Origin of the sequence: Mycoplana sp. BE70, from assembly GCF_031455855.1 — a bacterium.
Classification (GTDB): Bacteria; Pseudomonadota; Alphaproteobacteria; order Rhizobiales; family Rhizobiaceae; genus Mycoplana.
Genome location: NZ_JAVDTM010000004.1, coordinates 317833 through 340336, shown reverse-complemented (window position 1 = coordinate 340336; position 22504 = coordinate 317833). Strand labels below are relative to the sequence as shown.

At 63.5% G+C, this 22504-nt stretch carries 16 protein-coding genes; 8 read left to right on the top strand and 8 right to left on the bottom strand.

Translation table 11 applies throughout. From position 1 onward, the window contains the following. Positions 1 to 141: 141 nt before the first annotated feature. From J2Y48_RS10050 to J2Y48_RS10040, 3 genes are read left to right on the top strand one after another with little or no spacing between them, the layout of a single operon-like run. Entirely contained in the window at positions 142 to 954 is an 813-nt protein-coding gene (locus J2Y48_RS10050; protein ID WP_310416569.1) for a methyltransferase domain-containing protein, read from the top strand. 41 nt (positions 955 to 995) lie between these two features. Further along, positions 996 to 1655, top strand: a complete 660-nt coding sequence (locus J2Y48_RS10045) for a TetR/AcrR family transcriptional regulator (RefSeq protein ID WP_310416828.1) — start codon at positions 996 to 998, stop codon at positions 1653 to 1655. Between the two features lie 27 nt (positions 1656 to 1682). Further along, a complete protein-coding gene (locus J2Y48_RS10040) occupies positions 1683 to 2759 on the top strand; it encodes an ABC transporter substrate-binding protein (protein WP_310416826.1) in 1077 nt (358 codons plus the stop codon). 249 nt (positions 2760 to 3008) lie between these two features. On the opposite strand, the gene J2Y48_RS10035 is transcribed toward J2Y48_RS10040, so the two are convergent. Genes J2Y48_RS10035 through J2Y48_RS10025 form a run of 3 tightly spaced genes read right to left on the bottom strand, consistent with a single transcriptional unit; the run spans position 3009 to position 5862 of the window. Next, on the bottom strand, positions 3009 to 4106 hold the full coding sequence (locus J2Y48_RS10035) for an ABC transporter ATP-binding protein (RefSeq protein ID WP_310416823.1): 1098 nt from the start codon (positions 4104 to 4106) through the stop codon (positions 3009 to 3011). 26 nt (positions 4107 to 4132) lie between these two features. Then, a complete protein-coding gene (locus tag J2Y48_RS10030; protein ID WP_310416566.1) occupies positions 4133 to 4945 on the bottom strand; it encodes an ABC transporter permease in 813 nt (270 codons plus the stop codon). Then, positions 4945 to 5862 (bottom strand): ABC transporter permease, encoded by a 918-nt coding sequence (locus tag J2Y48_RS10025; protein ID WP_310416563.1) that lies wholly within the window; start codon positions 5860 to 5862, stop codon positions 4945 to 4947. Before J2Y48_RS10025 ends, J2Y48_RS10030 begins: the two co-directional genes overlap by 1 nt. A gap of 226 nt (positions 5863 to 6088) precedes the next feature. Between J2Y48_RS10025 and J2Y48_RS10020 the strand changes: the two genes are divergently transcribed. Continuing rightward, positions 6089 to 7513, top strand: a complete 1425-nt coding sequence (locus tag J2Y48_RS10020) for an aminotransferase (RefSeq protein ID WP_310416560.1) — start codon at positions 6089 to 6091, stop codon at positions 7511 to 7513. 279 nt (positions 7514 to 7792) lie between these two features. Here the strand turns inward: J2Y48_RS10020 and J2Y48_RS10015 are convergent, their stop codons facing one another. From J2Y48_RS10015 to J2Y48_RS09995, 5 genes are all read right to left on the bottom strand, one after another. After that, the gene (locus tag J2Y48_RS10015; protein ID WP_310416558.1) at positions 7793 to 8983 is read right to left on the bottom strand and encodes an aromatic ring-hydroxylating dioxygenase subunit alpha; all 1191 of its coding nucleotides are present in this window, start codon (positions 8981 to 8983) and stop codon (positions 7793 to 7795) included. A gap of 189 nt (positions 8984 to 9172) precedes the next feature. Then, entirely contained in the window at positions 9173 to 9967 is a 795-nt protein-coding gene (locus tag J2Y48_RS10010; RefSeq protein ID WP_310416555.1) for a DUF1194 domain-containing protein, read from the bottom strand. Positions 9968 to 10347: 380 nt separating this feature from the next. Next, positions 10348 to 11028 (bottom strand): redoxin family protein, encoded by a 681-nt coding sequence (locus tag J2Y48_RS10005; RefSeq protein ID WP_310416552.1) that lies wholly within the window; start codon positions 11026 to 11028, stop codon positions 10348 to 10350. A 16-nt stretch (positions 11029 to 11044) separates the two neighbouring features. Next, on the bottom strand, positions 11045 to 14329 hold the full coding sequence (locus J2Y48_RS10000; protein ID WP_310416549.1) for an adenylate/guanylate cyclase domain-containing protein: 3285 nt from the start codon (positions 14327 to 14329) through the stop codon (positions 11045 to 11047). 139 nt (positions 14330 to 14468) lie between these two features. Then, positions 14469 to 15317 carry a LysR family transcriptional regulator gene (locus J2Y48_RS09995; protein ID WP_310416547.1) on the bottom strand — a complete coding sequence of 283 codons (849 nt, stop codon included), beginning with the start codon at positions 15315 to 15317 and terminating at the stop codon, positions 14469 to 14471. Between the two features lie 129 nt (positions 15318 to 15446). Here J2Y48_RS09995 and J2Y48_RS09990 point away from each other — a divergent pair, with 129 nt between their 5' ends. The 4 genes from J2Y48_RS09990 to J2Y48_RS09975 all read left to right on the top strand — a co-directional run bounded on the left by J2Y48_RS09990 (position 15447) and on the right by J2Y48_RS09975 (position 22488). Further along, positions 15447 to 17897 (top strand): FAD-dependent oxidoreductase, encoded by a 2451-nt coding sequence (locus tag J2Y48_RS09990; RefSeq protein WP_310416543.1) that lies wholly within the window; start codon positions 15447 to 15449, stop codon positions 17895 to 17897. After that, on the top strand, positions 17894 to 20341 hold the full coding sequence (locus J2Y48_RS09985; RefSeq protein ID WP_310416540.1) for an FAD-dependent oxidoreductase: 2448 nt from the start codon (positions 17894 to 17896) through the stop codon (positions 20339 to 20341). The genes J2Y48_RS09990 and J2Y48_RS09985 overlap by 4 nt, the downstream gene beginning before the upstream one ends. Further along, positions 20338 to 21168, top strand: coding sequence for an isocitrate lyase/phosphoenolpyruvate mutase family protein (locus J2Y48_RS09980; RefSeq protein WP_310416537.1), 831 nt, complete (start codon positions 20338 to 20340; stop codon positions 21166 to 21168). Before J2Y48_RS09985 ends, J2Y48_RS09980 begins: the two co-directional genes overlap by 4 nt. 90 nt (positions 21169 to 21258) lie before the next feature. Beyond that, positions 21259 to 22488 (top strand): aromatic ring-hydroxylating dioxygenase subunit alpha, encoded by a 1230-nt coding sequence (locus tag J2Y48_RS09975; RefSeq protein ID WP_310416534.1) that lies wholly within the window; start codon positions 21259 to 21261, stop codon positions 22486 to 22488. Positions 22489 to 22504: the final 16 nt, after the last annotated feature.

Sequence of the window (22504 nt, the reverse complement as noted above, 5' to 3'; positions counted from 1 at the left end):
GCGAGGAAGGCTGCACCAATCGCCAAACCTTGTCCAGATATTTTGAATGAGCATTCAGCAAGCATGTTGCAATCGCCTGATTATCCGCTAGAATTTTGCTGCGGTGACGATGAACATGCAAGCAGTCTGGCGGGAGGCCTCATGACGGCGGCAGGGTCAGGATTAGAGCACGAACCGGAATATGACGAAGCGGCGATTCGCTTCCTCGAGGTTCTCTGGGGGGAGGGGTTCTTGTCGCCCGGCGGGCCGGCCGAGGTGGATCGCGTCCTGGCAGGGCTCGATCTTGCCGGCAAGACGATCCTCGATTTCGGCTGTGGCGCCGGCGGCGTTTCGCTGCATATCGCCAAGACCTACGACCCGGCCGAGGTGGTCGGCTACGATGTCGAACAGCCGGTGATCGATCATGCCCGGTCGGCCGCAGTTCAGGAGGGGTTGTCATCGCGCGTGCGCTTCGTCGCGGGTTCGTCCGGGCGTTTGCCCTTCGATGACGCCGAGTTCGACATCGTCTTTTCCAAGGATGCAATGGTGCACGTGCCGGACAAGGAATGGCTGTTTGGCGAGCTTTTCCGTGTCCTGAAGCCCGGCGGCCGGCTTGCTGCGTCCGACTGGCTGATCTCGCATGACAGTGAGCCGTCGCAGGACATGCAGGATTATATTGCCGCTGAAGGTTTGAGCTTTGGCATGGCCTCGCCGCAACGCTACATGGCGGCGATGACCGCCGCGGGTTTCACCGACTTGTCGGCGGAGAGCCGCAACGCCTGGTACCGCGAGACCGCACGCAGCGAGCTGGAGCGTCTGCGGGGCTCGCTGCATGCCGAGGCGACGGCGGCAGTGGGCGAGGAGTATGTCGCCAAGAACATTCGCACCTGGACTGCCACGCAGAAGGTGCTTGACACCGGCGAGCATTGCCCCACTCATCTTCGTGGCAGCAAGCCGGCCGGAGGCCATCCGTGAACGAGGCGCTGCGAGACCCCAAAACGAAAACGGCGGTGAAGATGCGGGCTGGCGCAGCGCAGAAGGTAGTGACTGAAGTCGAGAAAAAGGGACGCAAGGCCTCCAAAGAAACGAGGCGGCTGCAGTTGATCGAAGCGACGATCGATTCGCTGGCCAAGCGTGGTTATGCCGAGACGACACTTGCCGATGTGGCGGATGGGGCGGGACTTTCGCGCGGCATCGTCAACTTCCATTTCGAGAGCAAGGAAAACCTGCTCATCGCGACGCTGCAATACATGGCTGACGAGTATGCCAACCATTGGAATTCGGCGCTGGAAAAGGCGGGCGATCGTGCCGCGAACCGGCTCTGGGCGCTTGTTGCGGCCGACTTCGACCGCAAGATCTGCACCAAGCGCAAGCTCGCGGCCTGGTGTGCCTTCTGGGGCGAGGCGAAGTCGCGGCCGACCTACCAGGCGCTCTGCGGCGCGCGTGACGTCAAGTACCAGGAAACCGTCATCTCGCTGTGCACAGCTCTCAAGGAAGAGGGCGGGTACAGCTATGCGCCGGAAGCGATGGCGCTTGCCGTTTGTGCCACGCTCGAAGGGCTGTGGCTTCGCCTGATGATGGGCGATGGAACCACGCGTGAGAACGCGCTCGCGGCAGCAATCGAAGCGATCGTCGCGCTCTTTCCGATGCACATCGCGCGAAACGGACCAAAATAGCCAACCAAGAAGGGGAGCAGCATGAGCATTTCGAACAGAACCAGGCAACTGGTCACAACCGCCTTCGTCACAGCCCTTGCGCTCTCCACTGCCATGCCGGCCGTTGCCGGCGATGGACTTACCGTCTTCGAGTGGTCGGGCTACGAGGATCCGGCGATCCATCCCGCCTATACGGAGAAATACGGTGGCGAGCCCGACTTCGCCTTCTTCGGCGACGAGGAGGAAGCGTTCCAGAAGTTGCGCTCCGGCTTCAAGGCGGACATCAGCCATCCCTGTTCGCAGAGTGTGGTGAAATGGCGTGAAGCAGGCCTGCTGGAGCCGCTGGATACGTCGAAGCTGAAGTATTGGAACGACGTGCTGCCCGGCTTCAAGGCGATGAAGGACCTCATGACGTCGGCCGACGGCACCGCATGGATGCTGCCGTTCGACTGGGGCAACACGGTCCTGACCTACCGCTCCGATGCCGTCAAGCCGGAGGAGATCGAGTCCCTCAAGGTCTTCGCCGATCCGAAGTTCAAGGATCGTGTCTCGATCGGCGACAACGTGGATGACGCCTATGCACTCGCCAGCCTCGCCATCGGGGTGAAGGACTGGACGAAGATGACCGACGAGCAGTTCAAGGAGGCATCCGACTTCCTGCGGCAGGTGCACAAGAACGTCCGCCTGTACTGGACCGACAACACCGAACTCAGCCAGGCCATGGCAAGCGGCGAAGTCGATCTGGCCTGGGCCTGGAACGACACCTCGACCCAGCTTCAGACCGACAACGTGCCCGTCGCGATCAAGAAGGACACGAAGGAGGGCCTTTCGACCTGGGTTTGCGGTTTCGTACACCTGAAGGGCGGGGAGGGCAGCGAAGACAAGGTGTACGACTACCTCAACGCCGTGACCGATCCTGCGGTCTCGAAGTACATGGTGGAAGCCTGGGGCTACGGCCATTCCAATGCAAAGGGCATGGCTGCGGTCGATCCGGCGATGCTGCAGCAGAAGGGCTATGGCGACATCGACAAGTTTGTGGCCAACACATTGTTCCAGTCGCCGATGCCGACCGAGTTGCGGCAGAAGATGATCGCCGAGTTCGAGAAGATCAAATCGGGCTATTGATGCCGGTATCGCAGCGGCGGCCGGCTTCGGCGTCAAGCTGGCGGGGTCCGGTATTCGGTCCCCGCAAACCATCGAGGGATGCTTAGCGAAGAGCATAGTTGGAGCCCCCTGGTCGCTTTGCCGGCCCGGGGGCCAATCGCCAACAACCGGAAAGTATCAAGCGGGAGCGGTTTCCGTCACGAAGCCAGCTTCGGCGGCAGTTGCCAATTGCGCTCTTGCGCCGAGGCCTAACCCGCTCGGATTCCCGGGTTATCCCACCCGCGACACCGCTTCGTCCTCCACCAAAAGCACGAACGCATCCGGATCATAGGCCAGCCGGATCTCGGCACCGATCGGCAGGTCGTCGGCGCCGTAGTCGTTCGTCTCGACCATGGATAGCGGCTGTTCCAGTCCTTCGACACCGATGGTGAGATAGGTCACCTCGCCGAAGTAGGCGCGGTTTTCCACCCTTCCCGTCAACTCATGAGGCGCGCGTTCCTCATCCCAGAGTAAGCGAAGCCGCTCCGGACGGATGCCGACGGTGACATGGCCGTTGGCCGCGGTGAAACCCTGCGGCTTGCTGAGGTTGATTGTACCGAACCTGGATGTTTCGACCGAGACGTTCCCCGAATGGTCGCCGAGCAGCTTCGCCTGCAGGAAGTTCATGCCGCCGAGGAAGTCGGCGACCTTGCGTGTCCGGGGGTGCTGATAGATCTCCTTCGGTGTGTCGATCTGCGCAATTCTACCGCCAAACATGACGGCGATGCGATCGGACAGGGCAAGCGCCTCATACTGGTCGTGCGTGACGAGAATGAAGGTGATGCCGACAGCCTTCTGCAGGCTGCGCAGTTCCACCTGCATCTGTTCGCGCAGCTTCTTGTCGAGTGCGGAAAGCGGTTCGTCCAGCAAGAGCACCTTCGGGCGCATCACGAGTGCGCGTGCCAGTGCCACCCGCTGGCGCTGGCCGCCGGAAAGTTCGTTCGCCTTGCGCTTGTCGAGCCCGGTCAGTCGAACCTGGTCGAGGGCGTCGGAAACACGCTTGCGCTCTTCGGCCGCGCCGAGTCGCAGACGCTTCAGGCCATACGCGACGTTCTCGCCCACATCGAGATGGGGGAAGATGGCGTAGTTCTGGAAGACCATGTTCGTCGGGCGCCTGTTGGCCGGCAACAGCGTGCAAGGCACGCCGTCGATGCGAATTTCGCCATTGGTGGGCACATCGAAACCGGCAATCGAGCGCAACAGCGTGGTCTTTCCGCAGCCCGAGGGACCAAGCAGTGAAAAGAACTCGCCTTCGCCAATCTGCAGCGAGACGTCGTCCAGCGCCTTGTAGATTCCGTAGTACTTGGAGACGTTTTCGATGGAGAGCATCGGACGGTCCGGCATGGTGGCTCCTGTCAATGTCCAAGTGCAGCCTGCGTGCGTCGCTCCGCCCGCCGGCGCAAGACTTCGGCGGTGGTCAAAAGCAGCACGGAAGCGACGATCATGAGGCTGCCGAGCGCGAGCACGGCCGGCAGTTTGGCGGCGAAGCGAAGCTGGCCCCAGATGTAGACGGGCAGCGTTGGCTCGGTGCCGGAAAGGAAGAAGGCAAGGATGAACTCGTCGAGCGAGATGGTGAACGTGACAAGCAGGCTGGAAACGATAGCCGGTGCGACGACCGGCAAGGTCACACGGCGAAAGGTGCCAAACGCGGTTTCGCCGAGATCGTAGGAGGCTTCCTCGAGGCTGCGATCGAACCCCTCGAAACCGGATACGAGCACGGACATCGAATAGGGGATGCAGAAGACCACCTGGCCAAGGATCACGGTCAGGAGCGATAGTTCAAGGCCGAGCTGCAGCGTGATCATCAGGAGCGACACGGCCACGATGATCTCGGGCAGAAACAGCGGCGCCATGATCAGGCCGGTGGCCGGGTGCTGGCCGCGGAAACGATAGCGCGTGATGGCGCGTGCAGCGCAGATGCCAAGCGTCGTGCTGAGCAGGGAAACGCAGATGCCGACCATGAGGCTGTTGCGGGCCGCCTCCAGCAGGACGGTGTTGCCCCAGAGCGAGGCGTACCACTTGGTCGTGAAGCCTGCGAGCGGGAAGGTCGTGGTTGCGGCGTTGTTGAACGAGAAGACCGGCAGAAGCAGGATCGGCAGGTACAGGAAGACGAAGTAGACCGCCACATAGATCGGCAGGAAGGGCAGGAGGCGCATCCGTTGCAACATCAGCGGAGCCTCCGCACACCATAGCGCAGCGACAGCACGATGACGGCTGCGGCGAGCGAGACGAGAACCATGGTCGTCACCGAAAGCGCGGCGCCCAGGGGCCAGTTTGCGCCCTTGCCGAACTGCGCCTGGATGGCGGTGGCGATCATCACGCCATCCTTGCCGCCGACGAGCTTTGGCGTGACGTAGTCGCCGACCGTCGGGATCATCACGATCAGGAAGGCGGAGATGACGCCCGGCATCGACAGCGGCAGGGTCACGCGCATGAAGGCGCGCAGTGGCGTGTCGCCGAGGTCCCGCGCCGCCTCGATCAGCGACCGGTCGATCTTCTGCAGCGAGACGTAGATCGGCAGGATCGCAAAGGCCGCCCAGCTATGGACCAGCGTGATGACGACGGCGTTGGCGTTGTAGAGCAGCGACGTGATCGGCTGGTCGATGATGCCCGCCGACATGAGCCCGGTGTTCAGCACGCCGCCGTAGCCGAGGATCACCTTCCATGACATGACGCGCAGAAGGTAGCTCGTCCAGCAGGGGATCGTCACAAGGAACAGCCAGAGGTTCTTGTGCACCCCACCATGGAACGAGATGTACCAGGCAATGGGGTAGGAGAAACCGACGGTGATGGCGCTAGTCAGCAGCGAGATCCACAGCGAGCGGACGAACAGGTCGCGATAGATCGGTTCGGTCAGCGCGAGGCGATAGTTCTCGAAGGTGAAGGTCCGGTCGATTTCCAGATAGTTCTGTGTCCAGAAGCTGTAGGCGATGACGAGCAGCACCGGCACGAGCAACAGCGCGAGCGCATACAGCAAGGTCGGTGAGATCATCGCGAGGCCCCTGGCCTCCTCGCTTCGCAGCCACCGGCTGCCAGCGGAAGGGGACGGCGTTTCCGCCGTCGTGACGATCGCCGCCGCGCTCATCGTTGCTTTCGCCGGTCGGGACAGGGCCCGCTTGCGTGGATTGCCGAGTTCATCGCGCCCGCCTTTCCGGCTGTTTGCTGTTCCCAGCTCAAAGATGAGCGCAAATCGCCATTGAAATCAAGCGCTATTTCTGCCATATTGATTGAACAAACATTCAATATGATGGAAGAAAATTCTTTATTGTCATCACCTTGTGTGCTTTGTTGTAATTTAAATGGGGGTGAGCATGGCTGCAATACCGAGGGCAGACGGCGGCAATGATGATGCGATTTGCGATGGGCCGGACGAACTGACCTTGCTTGCCGAGCGCCATCTGGTGCAGCCGTGGCCTGTCTCCGGCTCCATCGGCGCCGAGGCGCGCGGGCGACTGCAGGCGGGCGAGGGGATCTATGTCACCGACGCGGCCGGCCGCAGACTGATCGATGGTCCCGCCGGCATGTGGTGCGTCAATGCCGGCCACCGGCGCAAGGAGCTTGCCGATGTCATGGCCGCGCAGGCCATGGAACTGTCCTATAATTCGCCGTGGTACACGACGAACGCGGCATCGGCGGTGCTGTCGAAACGGCTGGCCGATCATGCACCCGACGGCGTTGACCACGTCTTCTACACGACGGGCGGCTCGTCGGCGGTGGAAACGGCGCTGCGCTTCATGCAGTTTGCCAACAACGTGAAGGGGCGGCCGGACAAGAAGCTGATCGTGTCACGCCAGGGCGGCTACCACGGGTCCACCTATCTCTCTGCCTCGCTGAATGGCCGTCCGCGCGACCACGACTGGATGGACAGTGCCGAGGGACTGGTGATCAAGTTGGCCTGCCCCAATCCCTTCCGCCGGCCCGAGGGTGCGAGCGAGGCGCAGTTCTGCGACATTCTCGTGGCCGAGTTCCGCGATGTGATCGAAAGGGTCGGCGCCGAGCGCATTGGGGCGTTTATCGCCGAGCCGATCATGGCATCGGGCGGTGTGATCGTCCCGCCGGCGGGCTATCTCGTCCGCGTGCGCGAACTTTGCCGGGACAACGATATCCTCTTCATCGCCGACGAGGTGGTGACCGCCTTCGGCCGGCTTGGCCATGTCTTCGCGTCGAAGGATGTCTTCGGGCTCGATCCGGACATGATCACCTTCGCCAAGGGGGTGACCTCGGGCTACTTCCCGCTCGGCGGCGTGATGATCGCAGGGCGGCTGTTCGAGGAACTGCGCCAATCCAACCATTCCGACGCGATGTTCGCGCATGGCCTGACCTATTCCAGCCATCCCGTCGGTTGCGCGGTCGCGCTGAAGAATCTGGATATTCTCGAGGGCGGGCTACTCGACCACGCGCGCGCCGTGTCCGGTCACTTCCAGGCGAGCCTCAAGGCGCTGGAAGACCTGCCGCTGGTCGGTGAGGTGCGCGGGCTCGGGCTGATGGCGTGCGTCGAATGCGTCGCCGATCGCGCCAGCAACAATCCGCTGACACTGGACCTGGAGGTCGGCAAGCGCATCGACAATCATTGCCAGGAACTCGGCCTTCTGGTGCGACCGCTCATCAATATGTGCGTCATGTCCCCGCCGCTGACGATCACCAAGAGCCAGATCGACGACATGGCGACGATCCTGCGCCGCGGCATCGAGTTGACGATGGACGATCTGGTGCGCGAGGGATTGTGGCGCGGATGACGACGAAAATTGCGTGAACGTCAGGGCTTCTCGTTCCAGGCCTTGGCACATTCGGCCCGCGAAAGCGGGCCGAGGCCGCTAACAGACAACGATAGCCGTAAACGACCTTCCGTCACCCCGGACTTGATCCGGGGTCCAGCGGCGCCGCGTCTGCGGCGCGGAAAAAGTTCTTTGCGCTCAAGAATTTGAGCGCGCTGGATGCCGGGTCAAGCCCGGCATGACGGACAGGCTTAATGCTGCTTGCTCCAATTTGATGTTGTGACAACTGCAGGTCGGAGACTACATCATCGCCGCGTTCACCGCCGGCATGTCGTTCTCAGCCGGTGCCTCCTTCAGCGTCATGACCGGGAGCACCTTGCGCAGATGGTCGTGGTGGGTGCGTACGCCGTATTCGAGGTCGGACAGATAGAAGCCTGCAAAGGCAGCCGAGGTCATCGCCTCGTTTGACCAGATCGTCAGTTGAACGTCCTCGGCCTGGGTGTCGCGATCGATGCGGGCGGCGAGATAGCGGGCAGCGGCCTGTTCCCGCGTCTCGTCCCGATAGCGGTAGACGCCGCCGCGCAGCAGCGTCCTGCCGACGGACAACGGGAACTCCTGATAGAACTGCACCGCCTCCGGCGTCACGGCGAGCACGGAATTCGGAAACAGGCCGTAGTAGATCCAGGCCTTGCGCAGCTGTTGCGGGAGGCGCGCGTTCTCCGGGGCGATCTTCATATAGTGGCCGACGCTCCAGCGCCGGCCGGCGTGCGGATTGTAGGTGGCGAACGAGCGGCTGACGCCGTTGACGAAGGGTTCGTCGAAGTAGGTCGAGCCGTAGAGGTCCTGAAGGGCGGGGTGCGCCATCGCTACGTGGTAGCCCTCGTTGTCGACGTCGCGCACCGATTTCCAGTTGACCGGCGTTTCCTGGGTGTAGATGCCGCCTGCCGGCACCATGTCGGCGGGCCGATAGCAGGACAGTTCCGCCTCGAACGGCCTCATCAACTCGGCGACCGAGGGTTGCGGGCCGGGCGCGAACCGGACGAAGACGAAGCCCTGCCAGACTTCGCATTCGATGGCCTTCAGTGCAAATTCGTTCTTGTCCATCGGCGGAAAGGAGCGGGGACGAGCCGCCCCGCGAAGGGTGCCGTCGAGATTGTAGACCCAGCCATGGAACGGGCAGACCAGCGCGTTGCGGCAGGTGCCCTTCTCGTCGGCCACAAGCCGTGAGCCGCGATGGCGGCAGATGTTGTGGAACGCTTTGATCTCGCCGCTCTGGCCGCGCAGAACCAGGGCGCGCTCGCCAACGATGTCGAGGGTAATGTAGTTGCCCGGCTCGGCGACATCGGAGACGTGGCAGGCGATCTGCCAGTGCTCGCGGAAAATATGCTGCTTCTCCAGTTCCAGCAGGGCGGCACTGTGGTAGCACCAGCCCGGCAGGCCGCTGCGGTCCCAGTCATTCGGAATGGTGATGTCGCGCACAACCGTGTTCATGACCGCCCCTATATCTTGCTGAACGTTCATTCAAGTAAAGCATATTTCCATAGAGGAAGGAATAGGTTGGTTCCGTGCATTCATGCGCGAGCGAATCTCCTCCGCACCGGATAGGTCGGAAAAGGGCGCGGCCCACTTGCCGATGTTTTGCTATTCGACCTTATTGGCGGCACGCCCCTGCAGTTCGGGCTACCGGTCCAGTTCGGGATACCGCTCGAAGGCGGGGCGCAGCTTTTCGCCGATCATGCAGTCGGTGTCGTTCGCAACCGGAACGAAGCGGGCCGAGGGCTGGCGGCCGCTGACCTCGAGGACCAGCTTGCGACGAATAGCCATGGCGAAGTCTTCCGGCTCCTGCACCGCGACGACGAAAGCCCCGGGGCCGCCGATGACGCAATCGGCATAGTAGCGGTCGAGCGGACCAAAGGCGGCCGAGGGGCGAACCATGATCGCAAGCCCGTTGACGACGATGCCGAGGGATGTTGCCGCGTCGCGGGCTGGCGTTACCGGTGCGCCGTAATTGTTCGGCCCGTCGCCGGAAATGTCGATGACCCGCCGCGCGCCGGAAAAGCCGTTGGCGTCGAACAATTTCGAACCGTAGGCGATGGCCGTGGAGAGCGAGGTTCCGCGCAGGGACGCGAACGGTCGTTTCTTGATCAGTTCGGCGAAGCGGGCGGCGTCATCGGCCGTCGCGATCAGCGTCCACGGCAGCTGCGAGTTCTGGCCGATGACCCCGCCCCACTCGAAATAGCTGATGGCGATGCGTCCGTTGAAACCTTCGTGAACTGCGGCGAGAAACTCAGGATGCGTCAGCGCGGACACGTAGCCGGCGCGCTGGATCTGCGCTTCCTCCAGGTCCATCGATCCGGATATATCGACGGCAAGCACAAGCTCGAGGTCGACGGCCGTCTCGGATGCTGCGGCGACGTCCCTGGTTTCAGCGAAGGCTGACAGACTGAGAAGCATGGCGAGTGCGGCAATTAACATCCTGCACCTCCTTGTCTCCGAACCGGTCTCCGCCGCGCCTCGGGCGGGCAGGCGGAGCATTTACAACATGCAATAGCGGACGATCGGATGTGGTCGGCGGTATCGGACGGCTCGCGTGGCGCCGTACGCACCATCAGCTACCTGCTCACCCAGTCAGTTTCCGGGCCATCGGTACCAATAAAACTCTAGCACATGCGGCTGTTTCGACCGATCCGCATGCGCGTTCAACTCTCGGTGAGGTATGCCTGTTGCGGGGCATGGCTCTAGTCTTGGCCACCCCGCGGAGCCATGATGCTGTTTCGTGCGTGACCCTATGCAGGGGGGTGAGCGGGTTGGCACTGCCGTGCCGGAAGCGCATGGCAGTACTGTCACTGAAACCCTCAGTGGGTGAGTTGGGAGGCGACCGACATCACTTCGTCTGCCTTGGGGATGGCAAACATGTTGCTGCCGCCGCCTTCAACCTCGGTGAAGGACCAACGCACGATGCCGTCGCGGTCGAGCAGGAACTCGCCGACGAGTTGGCCGCCATATTTTTCGTCCGTCTGCTGGTCGGCCGGCGTCATCTCGTAGCCGTCCTGGTTGTTCAGGAACGCTGCGGCGTCAAAGCAACTCATCGGTTCGGGAAGCTCCCCCGGCATATCGACGCGCATCGCCATCACGGTCGGCATGGAGACCTTGTATGGCCAGTCGTCCTCATTCTCGGTGAACTGCAGGTTGGGCAAGCCGAAGGCCCGGTGGGCGACGTTCTCCGGATCCGAGGCGGTGATGATACCGGGCATGGGGTGATAGCGAAAATAAAGGCGCGCCCGGTCGATCGGCGTGTTGACGACCGTGAGACTGTCGATGCCCTTCTCGCGCAGCGCCGAGGAGAGCAGGGCAGACGCCGCGATATGGCGGCGGCAGAAGGGGCACTGAAGCCCTCGATAGAGGCCGATCAAGACGGGTGATTGGCCGCGAAAGTCGTCGATTGCTACCTTGCCGCCGTGGTTGATCGCGTCGAGAACAACGTTCGGCGCGCGATCCCCCGGTTTCAGCAGCCGTTCCATTGCATGCTCTGCCATTGGTAAGTTCCTCCGGCTAGTCGAGAAAAGGCAGGACTATCAGCGCTTCAGGGTCGAGACCGTGTTTGGCGCAGACCCCCTGCGCCAGTTCGAAGTACCGCTCTGCTTCGTCCATTTCATTCATGTCGAGGCAGAGCGTCGCAAGGCCATCATAGCACGGAAAGAGCAGTTGTGCCTCCGCGCTGTCGCGGACGAGTTCAAGCGCTTCGAGATAATTTTCGCGCGCCGCCTTCGATGCACCGTGACATTGCCGGATCTGTCCGAGTACCAGCAAGGGCACCGGCAAGTGGTCTCGCTGGCCGAGCGCCCGATCGATTGCGATCGCCTCCTCGACTGCCGGCAGCCCTTCCTGCATGCATCTGTCGGTGAAGGTGCAGTAGGCGACGGCGAGATTGGTCAGCAGGCGGGCCTGATGCCCGAGATCGCCAATCCTCTTCGCCATCTCGTAGCCGCGCTTGCAAACGTCGATCGCAAGGCCCGGATTGATCGTCGTATAGAGTACGCCGAGATTGGTGTAGCCGCGGCAGGCGGTGTTGAGGTGATTTGCGGCCAGTGCGACCTCCACGCTGCGTTCCACCATCCGGACGGCTTCGCCGGTCCGATGCATGCGTGCCAGTGCCACGCCCTTGGTGTTGAATGCCCGAGCGACGGCAAGGGCGATCTCCGCTTTGCCCGCGGCATCGGTTCCTGCTGGAAGATGGTTTGCGCATTCCAACGCACGCTCGGCCCATTGCACCGCCATTTCCCAATCGCCGGTGCGGAATGCCAGATGGCCCTGCCGCTGCATCAGGTGGGCGAGTTCGATCGGTGCGTCGATGCCTTCCAGGAATTCGGCAGCTTGCGTGAAGCAGGCCGTTGCCCTGTCGCGCTCGCCGGAATCGAAGGCGAGTTTGCCGAGCTTGCGCAGGATGCGTGCCGCGCCGGAAATATCATTGCCCTCACGGCAGGCGTTGAGCAGCGCGTCGTATCGGTTTCGCGCTTCCTCTCGGCGCCCTGTCAGATTGCACAGGTCCGCATACCGCTCGCCGGGAACGCGCCAGGCATCGCCACCGGCTGCCTCGCCGGCGGAAAGCGCGCGCGCATAAAGGCGCAGGGCGTCTTCGTTCGCGTACGCCTTGCGGGCCAGGTCTCCCGCCGACGTCAGGTATCGGGCGCCTTTGGATTTATCCGACGAGGCGGAGAAATGATGCCCGAGCTCGATCAATTGCTCGAGATGCTCCGGCGTTTCGCCATATTGGCGCTCGAGCACTGAGCCGACTGCACCGTGCAATTCCGTGCGGCGACGCAGCAACAGATTGTCGTAGACGACTTCGTGCAGCAGCCTTTGGCGGAAGGTGTATCGCGGCGGCCCCTGCGCACGGATGTCCGCCTGTTCCTCGATTATGTCCGCTTCGCATAGGCGCTGAAGGTTGTCTTCGATGTTAGCGACATTGATCGGCAAGGCCCGCAGCAGGGGACTGTCGAAGCGGTGGCCAATGACCGACGCGGCCTGAGCGAGCCGCCGCGCATCCGGGGAAAGGCGGTCGATGCGCGCGAGCATCATCGCCTGGATGCCAAGCGGTGTTTCCGTCTCCTCCGCGCCGGAAGAAGTGGCCCAGTGATCTTCGCTACGCCGGATGGCGCCGGTCTCGATCAAGGTGCGCAGGATCTCCTCCAGGAAAAACGGATTGCCTTCGGCGCGGTCGATGATCCTGCTCCGAAGCCCGGCCGGCAGCACATCCGGGCCGAATGCGGTGGACAGGAGCGATTCCGCGTTCCGGTCTGACAGAAGATCAAGGCGAAGGGTGGTCTGGCTGGCACGCGCCGAGCTAAGCGCTTCCGTCTCGAAGCCGGGTCGATGGGTCACAAGCAGCATCAGCCGGCGGCGCTCGATCCGGTCCATGATGAAGCGCAGGGCCTCGAGGGATACGCGATCGGCCCAGTGAAGGTCCTCGATGACAAGGAGCAGCGGCGACTGCTCCATGCGGCGATCGAACAGCGTGCGAACCGCGTGAAATATCTGCCGGCGCAACTGATCGGGCTCCAGATGTTTCAGCGCGCCGTGGGCATCGCCGAAACCGAGAACGAACAGGAAGAAAGGTTCAAGCCGCTCAATTGCGTCGGCAGGCAGGCCGAGGCCGGTCAATCCGGTGTGCAGCAGGGCACGGGAGCGCTCCAGGTTGTCCATGACGTCGATCTGATAGGCGCATCGCAGCATGGCTGCGAGCGTACCGTAGGAGGGGTCGCCCAACGAGGAGCAGGCCGTCTGGCGGACGGTGATGCCAGCCAGCTCTGGGTCGGCCTGAACCCGGTCGAGGAAGGCGCCGACGAGGCGGGTCTTTCCGATGCCGGCGTCTCCCACGACGCGGACGAGCTGGGTGGCTCCATCGCGAATGGCGTCGAGGCATCGCATCAGGCTCGCCAACTCGCCGTCGCGGCCGATCATCGGGAGTTGAATCCCGAAGCCGCCGAGGCCGCGCGCCGTCGGGGCTGCGGCAACTGTTCCCTCCAGCCGGTACACCGGTGTTTCCTCGGCCTTGCCGCGCAACGGCAGGGTGCCGAGGGAGGCAAAGGAGAAGGCGTGCTGCGTGAGCCGGCGCGTGACGGTGCCGACCAGGATTTCGCCGGGTCCCGCCATCGCCTGCAGACGCTGGGCGGTGTTCACGGTATCACCGGTGACCGAATAGGATTTGCTGTCGCCGGCGCCGACGACGCCGGTGACGACCGGGCCGGTGTTCACCCCGATATGGATCGTCAGCGGCTGGCCGAGGCTTGTCCGCCAGCGCTCCTCGATCCCCGCCATCCGCTGCTGCATGTCGAGTGCCGCTCCAAGCGCCCGCTCGGGGTCTTTCTCGTGTGCGACCGGCGCGCCGAAGAGAGCGAGCAGGGCGTCACCTATAAACTTGTCAACGTAGCCGCCATGCGTGGCAACGGCCGCGCTGAGATCCTCGAAGATCTCGTTCTGCAGTGTCTGCAGCAGTTCCGGGTCGATCTGTTCGCCCAGTGTCGTGTAGCCGCAGAGATCGGCGAAGAGCGCGGTGACGATGCGCCGGTCGGCCTCCATTTCCGCTCTCGGTTCGGCCCGTCGACTAGTGACGGAAGGTATCGGCGGCTCGAGCGGGCGGGCTCGATCGGGCGGAGCTGGTTGCCGCGGCGAAGACCCGCTCGGCCCCGAAAGAGCGGCTCCGCATTTCGGACAGAAGGCGAATTCCGGAGGGCAGGGATATCCGCAGGAGACGCAAGCCCGCGGTTGCGGCGTTCCGCACTTCGGACAGAAGGCGAAGCCGCTTTCGACCGCAAAACCGCAGGCGGTGCAGTTCATCCGACACATGCCTCGCGAACCGGCGGACACCATCGCAACAGCGGCGCATCCGGCAGATGGCGGATCATGCGCTCGAAGCCGGACCATGGCAATGCGGGTGTCGAGAGGTGTTTTTTCCAGTATTCTGCGAAAGGGAGCGTCAGCCGTTTAGAAGTGTCTGCATCAAGCTGGTGATGCGCCGGTGCTGGTGGGCATGCCGGGTGCGGACGTTGACGGCGGCGTATACTGTCTGCCAGATGGGATCCGCCCCGGCCACACGGTTGACGGCGCCGGTGCGCAGCAGGCGCCGCGCGTCCGGTTCGATGACGAAAGCGGACCCGCCGAGCTTGGTCATGAGCGCGATGATCGCCGTTGTCTCGCCGCTGGCGATCGGCGCCGTAGACAGATGCGGATAGGCCTGCCGGTGCAGCCGGTCGAAGGCGGGGGAATAGACCGCCTGGATATAGTCCTCCGGCCGGACATCTTCGAGCCGGGTCACCTTGTTGCTCACCATCTCGTAATGCACCTCGCCGATGCGCTCATAATGCAGGTCGGGCAGGTAGTGCGGCGTGAAGAGGATCGCCAGGTCGAGGGCGCCGGCGCCGAGGTCGCGGTTCATCTGGTTGGAATAGTCGACTTCCAGATAGATCGAGGTGGCCGGCAGTTCCTTGCGGACCGCCGTCAGCCAGTCGCCGGCGTAGTGGGCGGCGAGGTCGTGCTGCAGGCCGATGCGCATCGAGCGCTCGTAGGCGCCGGCCGTCTCCACCGCGCGCGAAGCCTCGTGCCACTGGTGCTGGAGCGCTTTGGCGTGATCGAGAAACCGCAGGCCGGCCGCCGTTGGCTGCGTGCCGCCCTTGTTCCGCGCGAAGAGCTTGCGGGCGAATATCGCCTCCAGCGCATTGATGCGGTGGGTGACCGTGGATTGCGTGATGTTCAATCGTTCCGCGGTGCGGTTGAAATTTCGCGTTTCCATCAGGTCGAGGAATGTCTCAATCAGGACAATTTGCATGAATGCGCCGCAATTCCTTCGTGTTTGGCGAAACTGTAATCGATAAAGTCGATTAATAAAGCGAATTCCACCCGCTTGCCGCGGTGCGCTTTGGTTGCCACAAATCCGGTTCAAAGAAAGGGAGCGAGAATGTCCGGACTGCCAAGCCATGCCCGTGTCGTCATCATCGGCGGAGGTGCCGTCGGCGCATCCGCGCTCTATCATCTGGCCAAGGCCGGATGGACGGATTGCGTGCTTCTCGAAAAGAACGAGCTGACGGCCGGCTCGACCTGGCACGCGGCCGGCAACGTGCCGACCTTCTCCGCCTCCTGGTCGATCATGAACATGCAGCGCTATTCGGCCTCGCTCTACCGCGAGCTCGGCGCGCTGGTCGACTACCCCATGAACTACCACGTCACCGGCTCGATCCGCCTCGGCCACTCCAAGGAGCGGCTGCAGGAGTTCAAGCGCGTCGTCGGCATGGGCCGCTACCAGGGCATGGACCTTGACATCCTGACGCCGGACGAGATCAAGTCCCGCTATCCCTTCGCCGAGACCCACGACCTGACCGGCGCCCTCTACGATCCCAATGACGGCGACATCGACCCGGCGCAGCTCACCCAGGCGCTGGCCAAGGGCGCGCGCGACATGGGCGCGAAGATCTTCCGTTTCTGTCCCGCGACCGGCGCCCGCCGGGAGAATGAGGAGTGGGTGATCTCGACGCCGCAGGGCGAGATCCGCTGTGAATACGTCGTCAACGCCGCCGGCTACTACGCCCGCGAGGTGGGAAAATGGTTCGGCCGCGATGTGCCGATGATGGTGATGAGCCACCAGTACGTCCTGTTCGAGGAAATCCCGGAGCTCGCTGCCTGGTCGAAGGAGGCCGGCCACAAGCTGCCGTTGATGCGTGACGTCGATAGCTCGTACTACCTGCGCCAGGAAAAGAACGGCATGAACCTCGGTCCGTACGAGAAGAACTGCAAGGCGCACTGGACGACGCCGGACGATCCGATGCCGGACGATTTCTCCTTCCAGCTCTACCCGGACGACCTGGAGCGGCTGGAATGGTACCTGAACGACGCCTGCGAGCGCGTGCCGATCCTCGGCACCGCCGGCCTGTCGCGCGTGATCAACGGCCCGATCCCCTATGCGCCGGACGGCAATCCGCTGATCGGGCCGATGCCGGGCGTGCCGAACGCGTTCGAGGCCTGCGTCTTCACCTTCGGCATCTGCCAGGCCGGCGGTGCCGGCAAGGTGTTGGCGGAATGGATCACCGAAGGCGAGACCGAGTGGGACATGTGGTCGTGCGATCCGCGCCGCTACACCAGCTTCGCCGCGGACCAGGACTACTGCATCGCCAAGGGCATGGAGATCTACGGCCACGAATATGCGATGCATTTCCCGAAGCACGCCTGGCCGGCTGGGCGCGACAGGAAGCACTCGCCGATCCACGACCGCATCGCCGCACTCGGCGCGCAGTTCAAGCCCTTTAACGGCTGGGAGCGCGCCAACTGGTACGCCAAGCCCGGTGACGACACCTCGGAACAGGCGACGCAGACCTGGAACCGCGAAGGCCCATGGCGGCCGCGCATCGAGGAGGAATGCCGCGCCGTCACCGAGGCCGCCGGCATCCTCGATCTTCCCGGCTTCTCGCGCTTCCGCGTCAAGGGTCAGGGCGCGACGGCGTGGCTGTCGACGCTCACCACCGGCAAGCTGCCGAAGCCGGGCCGCATCGGCCTTGCCTATTTTGCCGACGACAAGGGCCGGATCGTCACGGAAATGTCGGTGATGATGCTGGACGAGGATTTCTTCTTCCTCATCACCGCGGCGACGGCGCAGTGGCACGATTTCGAGTGGCTGAAGAAGCATCTGCCCAAGGATGCCGCCTTCACGATCGAGGATGTCACCGAGGCCTTCTCCTGCCAGATCCTGTCCGGCCCCAATTCCAGGGCGATCCTGGCCGAGGTCACCGATGCCGACCTTTCCAAGGGCTGGCTGACGCACCAGAGCTGCCAGATCGCCGGCCGCTGGTGCCAGTTGGTGCGCGTCTCCTTCGCCGGTGAGTTGGGCTGGGAAATCCACACCAAGGTCGAGGACACGGCGGCGATCTTCGACGCCGTCTGGGCGGCCGGCCAGAAACACGGTCTGAAGCCCTTCGGCATGGAAGCGCTCGACAGCCTGCGCATCGAGAAGGGCTATCGTGCCTGGAAGGGCGACCTTTCGACCGACTACACGATCCTGCAAGGCGGGCTCGACCGCTTCGTCGATTGGGGTAAGCCCGACTTCAAGGGCAAGGCGGCGATGGAGCGCGAGAAGCAACAGGGTGTTTCCAAGCGTTTCGTGCTGCTGACGGTCGACGCCGGCGAATGCGACGCGCCCTACATGTCGACGCTCTGGCATGGCGGCAAGGTGGTCGGTGAAACGACCTCCGGCAACTGGGGCTATCGCACCGGCAAGTCGATCGCGCTCGGCATGCTGCGTGCCGATCTCGCCGTGCCGGGCACGGAAATCGAGGTGGAAATCTACGGCGACCGCTTCAAGGCGACCGTCCAGCCGGACGGCCCGCTCTTCGACCCCAACAATGAAAGACTGCGTGCATGAGCAAACCCATTCCCTCCAAGGCGAGAGCCGTCATCATCGGCGGCGGCGTTTCCGGCTGTTCGGTCGCCTATCATCTGGCCAAGCTCGGCTGGACGGATGTCGTGCTGCTCGAGCGCAAGCAGCTCACGTCAGGCACGACCTGGCATGCAGCCGGCCTTATCGGCCAGCTACGCGCCTCGCAGAACATGACGCGCCTCGCCAAGTATTCCGCCGACCTCTACGTCAAGCTCGAGGCGGAGACCGGCATCGGCACCGGCATGCGCCAGTGCGGCTCGATGACGGTGGCGCTGACCGAGGAGCGCAAGGAGGAGATCTACCGCCAGGCCTCGCTGGCGCGGGCCTTCGACGTCGACGTGCGCGAGATTTCAGTCGACGAAGTGAAGGCGATGTATCCGCACCTCAACACGGCTGATGTGAAGGCCGCCGTGCACCTGCCGCTCGACGGCCAGTGCGATCCGGCGAACATCGCGATGGCCTTGGCGAAGGGCGCGCGGCAAAACGGCGCCACCGTCATCGAGAACGTCAAGGTCACCTCCGTCGTCACCAAGGACGGCCGCGTGACGGGCGTCACCTGCGAGCAGAATGGCGAGACGTTCACGATCGAGACGGAAAACGTCGTCAACGCCGCCGGCATGTGGGGGCGGACGCTCGCCGACATGTCGGGCGTGACGCTGCCGCTGCACGCCTGCGAGCATTTCTACATCGTCACCGAGCCGATCCCCAACCTGCAGCGGCTCCCGGTTCTGCGTGTGCCGGACGAGTGCACCTACTACAAGGAAGACGCCGGCAAGATGCTGATCGGCGCCTTCGAGCTGAAGGCCAAGCCCTGGGGCATGGACGGCATCTCGGAAGATTTCTGCTTCGACCAGCTGCCGGAGGATTTCGATCACTTCCAGCCGATCCTCGAAAACGCGATCAACCGCATGCCGATGCTGGAAACGGCCGGCATCCACACCTTCTTCAACGGTCCGGAAAGCTTCACGCCGGACGACCGCTACTATCTCGGCGAAGCGCCGCAACTGAAGGGTTACTGGGTCGCAGCCGGCTACAATTCGATCGGTATCGTCTCCTCCGGCGGCGCCGGCATGGCGCTGGCGCAGTGGATGAACGACGGCGAGCCGCCCTTTGATCTCTGGGAAGTCGACATTCGCCGCGCCCAGCCGTTCCAGAAGAATCGCGCCTATCTGAAGGACCGTGTTTCCGAAACGCTCGGCCTGCTCTATGCCGACCACTTCCCCTACCGCCAGATGGCGACGGCCCGCGGCGTGCGCCGCTCGCCGATCCACGAGCATCTGAAAGCCCGCGGCGCCGTCTTCGGCGAGGTCGCCGGCTGGGAGCGCGCCAACTGGTTCGCGAAGGAAGGCCAGGAGCGGGAATACCGCTACAGCTGGAAGCGGCAGAACTGGTTCGAGAACCAGAAGGAAGAGCATCTCGCCGTCCGCAATGGCGTCGGCCTGTTCGACATGACCTCCTTCGGCAAGATCCGCGTCGAGGGCCGCGATGCGCTCGCCTTCCTGCAAAAACTCTGCGCCAACCAGATGGACGTCGCTCCCGGCCGCATCGTCTACACGCAGATGCTGAACGCCCGCGGTGGCATCGAGAGCGACCTGACGGTGACGCGTCTGTCGGAGACTGCCTTCTTCCTCGTCGTGCCCGGTGCGACGCTGCAGCGCGACCTTGCCTGGCTGCGCAAGCATGTCCGCGACGAGTTCGTCGTCATCACCGATGTCACGGCGGCCGAAAGCGTGCTCTGCGTCATGGGGCCGAAGGCGCGCGAGCTGATGCAGAAGGTCAGCCCGAACGATTTCTCCAACGCGTCCCATCCCTTCGCCTCGGCACGGGAGATCGAGATCGGCATGGGAATGGCCCGCGCCCACCGGGTCACCTATGTCGGCGAGCTCGGCTGGGAACTCTACGTCTCCACCGACCAGACGGCGCACGTCTTCGAGGCGCTGGAGGCGGCCGGCGCCGATGTCGGCCTAAAACTGTGCGGCCTGCACACGCTCGACAGCTGCCGCATCGAAAAGGCCTTCCGCCACTTCGGCCATGACATCACCGACGAGGACCATGTGCTGGAGGCCGGCCTCGGCTTTGCCGTGCGCACGAAGAAAGGCGATTTCATCGGCCGCGATGCGGTGCTGCGCAAGGAAGAAGAGGGCCTGAAGCGCCGTATGGTGCAGTTCAAGCTCGGCGACTCGGAACCGCTGCTCTTCCACAACGAGGCGCTGGTGCGCGACGGCAAGATCGTCTCGATCATCACCTCCGGCAATTACGGCCACCATCTCGGCGGAGCGATCGGCATGGGCTACGTGCCCTGTGAGGGCGAGAGCGAGGAACAGGTTCTGGCGTCGAACTACGAGATCGAGATCGCCGGCGTCCGCGTCAAGGCGGAAGCCTCGCTCGTGCCGATGTACGACCCGAAATCAGAGAGGGTACGCGTATGACAAATCTTGCCGGACGCCACCAGCGCTTTTTCGACCTGCACCAGTCGGGCTGCTTCGTCATCCCGAACCCGTGGGACATCGGCTCTGCGCGCATGATGGCGGCGTCCGGCGCGGTGGCGCTCGCCACCACCTCCGCCGGCTTCGCCTTCACGCTCGGCCGGCCGGACATGGGGCGGGTGACGCGCGAGGAAGCGTTGAAGCACGCCGAAGACATCGTGCGCGCGACGCCGCTTCCCGTTTCAGGCGACTTCGAGAACGGCTTCGCCGATGCGCCGGACGATGTCGCCGAGACAATCCGGCTCGCCGCGGAAGTCGGCCTGTCCGGCTGCTCGATCGAAGACACGCAGATGGTCGACGGAAACCCGGCCTATGCTTTCGACCTAGCGGTAGAGCGCATCCGAGCCGCCGTCGACGCTGCCCGCTCGCTCGGCCGGCCCTTCATTCTCTGTGCCCGCGCAGACGGCGTGATGAACGGCGTCTACGATCTCGACGAGGCGATCCGGCGCGTCCAGGCCTTCGAGAAGGCCGGCGCCGACCTGCTCTATGTACCGGTGCCGCCGGGTGAGGAGGAACTGCGTCGCGTCGTCCAATCGGTTTCAAAGCCGGTGAATGCACTCGCCGCCGGACCATTGCGCCAACTGACGGTGCCGCAATTCGCGGAGATCGGCGTGCGCCGCATTTCGCTCGGCTCGATGATCGCCCGCGTCACCCATGCGGCGATTGCCGAGCAGATGGAGGCCATCGTGAAGGATGGCAGTTTTGCGAAATTGTCCGCCGCCGCGCCGGGAAGCCGGATCGACGAGATGCTTCTCGCCGGTGCCGGCTGATGCGGATGCGCCGTCGGCGCATCCGATGAACATGCTGAAATAACCTTGCCGGTCGAGGCGCACCGGTACCGATCCTCCCGTGAGAATGGCATGCTTCGACCTGACAACACGAATATCCCGCTCGAGGCCGATCCGATCGATCGTCTCATCGCCGCGCACCGGCCGGGCTACGGTCTCACCCGTCCGTTCTACCACGATGAGGCGATTTACCGGCGCGACATGGAGCGCGTCTTCCGCCGTCACTGGCATTGCATCGCCCACGAGAGCGTCATCCCGAACGTCAACGATTTCGAGGTGTTTCGCATGGACACCGAGCAGGTGATCGTCGCCCGCGCCCCGGACGGGTCGGTCCATGCCATGCTGAACGTCTGCCGCCATCGCGGCGCGGAGGTCTGCACGAAGCAGAAGGGAAATGCACGCGTTTTCGTCTGTCCCTATCACGCCTGGACCTATGGAAACGATGGCAGCCTTCGCGCCGCCCGCCTGATGCCGAAGGATTTCCAGCGCGAGGACCATGGGCTGAAGAAGCTCCATGTGCGCGTCGTCGAAGGGCTGATCTTCATCTCCTTCGCCGACCAACCGCTCGACTTCTCTGAGGTCGAGCACCTGCTGCATGCGACCTGCGGCCAGTACGGCTGGGGGAGCGCCAAGATTGCACACCGCGAGACCTATCCGGTCGCCGCCAACTGGAAGCTCGCCGTCGAGAACTACGTCGAATGCTATCATTGCGGCCCGGCCCATCCGGAGTATTCGCAGACCCACGCGCTGGAACAGCCGCTGCACATGATCGAGGCACTGAACGCCGCGATGGAGGAGCGAACCTGCGATCTGGGCATCGAAATAGGCTCGGGTAATCACTGGCAGACCTCGCGCGAGGGCCGCGAGGCGATCCATGCCTTCCGCTACGCGCTTTATGAGGGCGTCGAGAGCGGCAGTGAGGATGGGAAGGCCGTCGCGCCACTGATGGGCCGCTTTTCCGATTTCGACGGCGGCGTCACCTCCATCCATCTCGGCGGCACGACCTTCCTCGTCTGCTATCCCGACCACGGCATGATCTACCGCTTCATCCCGAAGACGGCGGAAAGCTGCGAGATGGAACTGATCTGGCTCGTCGACGGCAAGGCCGAGGAGGGCCGCGACTACGACCTCGAAAAGCTCACCTGGCTTTGGAAGGTCACGACGGTGGAAGACAAGGCGATCATCGAGCACACGGCGCGGGGCGTGAAGTCGCACTATTTCGTGCCCGGTCCGATCGCGCCGATGGAACATAACGAACTTCGCTACATCGACTGGTATCTGGACGAGATCGGCCGGCCTTGAAACGGGCCGAGATTGC

What these genes read in the sequence shown, in the direction of transcription:
- J2Y48_RS10000 (WP_310416549.1), bottom strand. Translation starts at nt 14,329, where the DNA reads ATGAACTGCACCGCCTGCGGTTTTGCGGTCGAAAGCGGCTTCGCCTTC.
- J2Y48_RS10025 (WP_310416563.1), bottom strand. Translation starts at nt 5,862, where the DNA reads ATGAGCGCGGCGGCGATCGTCACGACGGCGGAAACGCCGTCCCCTTCC.
- J2Y48_RS10010 (WP_310416555.1), bottom strand. Translation starts at nt 9,967, where the DNA reads ATGTTAATTGCCGCACTCGCCATGCTTCTCAGTCTGTCAGCCTTCGCT.
- J2Y48_RS09995 (WP_310416547.1), bottom strand. Translation starts at nt 15,317, where the DNA reads ATGCAAATTGTCCTGATTGAGACATTCCTCGACCTGATGGAAACGCGA.
- J2Y48_RS10005 (WP_310416552.1), bottom strand. Translation starts at nt 11,028, where the DNA reads ATGGCAGAGCATGCAATGGAACGGCTGCTGAAACCGGGGGATCGCGCG.
- J2Y48_RS09980 (WP_310416537.1), top strand. Translation starts at nt 20,338, where the DNA reads ATGACAAATCTTGCCGGACGCCACCAGCGCTTTTTCGACCTGCACCAG.
- J2Y48_RS10020 (WP_310416560.1), top strand. Translation starts at nt 6,089, where the DNA reads ATGGCTGCAATACCGAGGGCAGACGGCGGCAATGATGATGCGATTTGC.
- J2Y48_RS10050 (WP_310416569.1), top strand. Translation starts at nt 142, where the DNA reads ATGACGGCGGCAGGGTCAGGATTAGAGCACGAACCGGAATATGACGAA.
- J2Y48_RS10030 (WP_310416566.1), bottom strand. Translation starts at nt 4,945, where the DNA reads ATGTTGCAACGGATGCGCCTCCTGCCCTTCCTGCCGATCTATGTGGCG.
- J2Y48_RS10035 (WP_310416823.1), bottom strand. Translation starts at nt 4,106, where the DNA reads ATGCTCTCCATCGAAAACGTCTCCAAGTACTACGGAATCTACAAGGCG.
- J2Y48_RS09990 (WP_310416543.1), top strand. Translation starts at nt 15,447, where the DNA reads ATGTCCGGACTGCCAAGCCATGCCCGTGTCGTCATCATCGGCGGAGGT.
- J2Y48_RS09975 (WP_310416534.1), top strand. Translation starts at nt 21,259, where the DNA reads ATGCTTCGACCTGACAACACGAATATCCCGCTCGAGGCCGATCCGATC.
- J2Y48_RS10015 (WP_310416558.1), bottom strand. Translation starts at nt 8,983, where the DNA reads ATGAACACGGTTGTGCGCGACATCACCATTCCGAATGACTGGGACCGC.
- J2Y48_RS10045 (WP_310416828.1), top strand. Translation starts at nt 996, where the DNA reads ATGCGGGCTGGCGCAGCGCAGAAGGTAGTGACTGAAGTCGAGAAAAAG.
- J2Y48_RS09985 (WP_310416540.1), top strand. Translation starts at nt 17,894, where the DNA reads ATGAGCAAACCCATTCCCTCCAAGGCGAGAGCCGTCATCATCGGCGGC.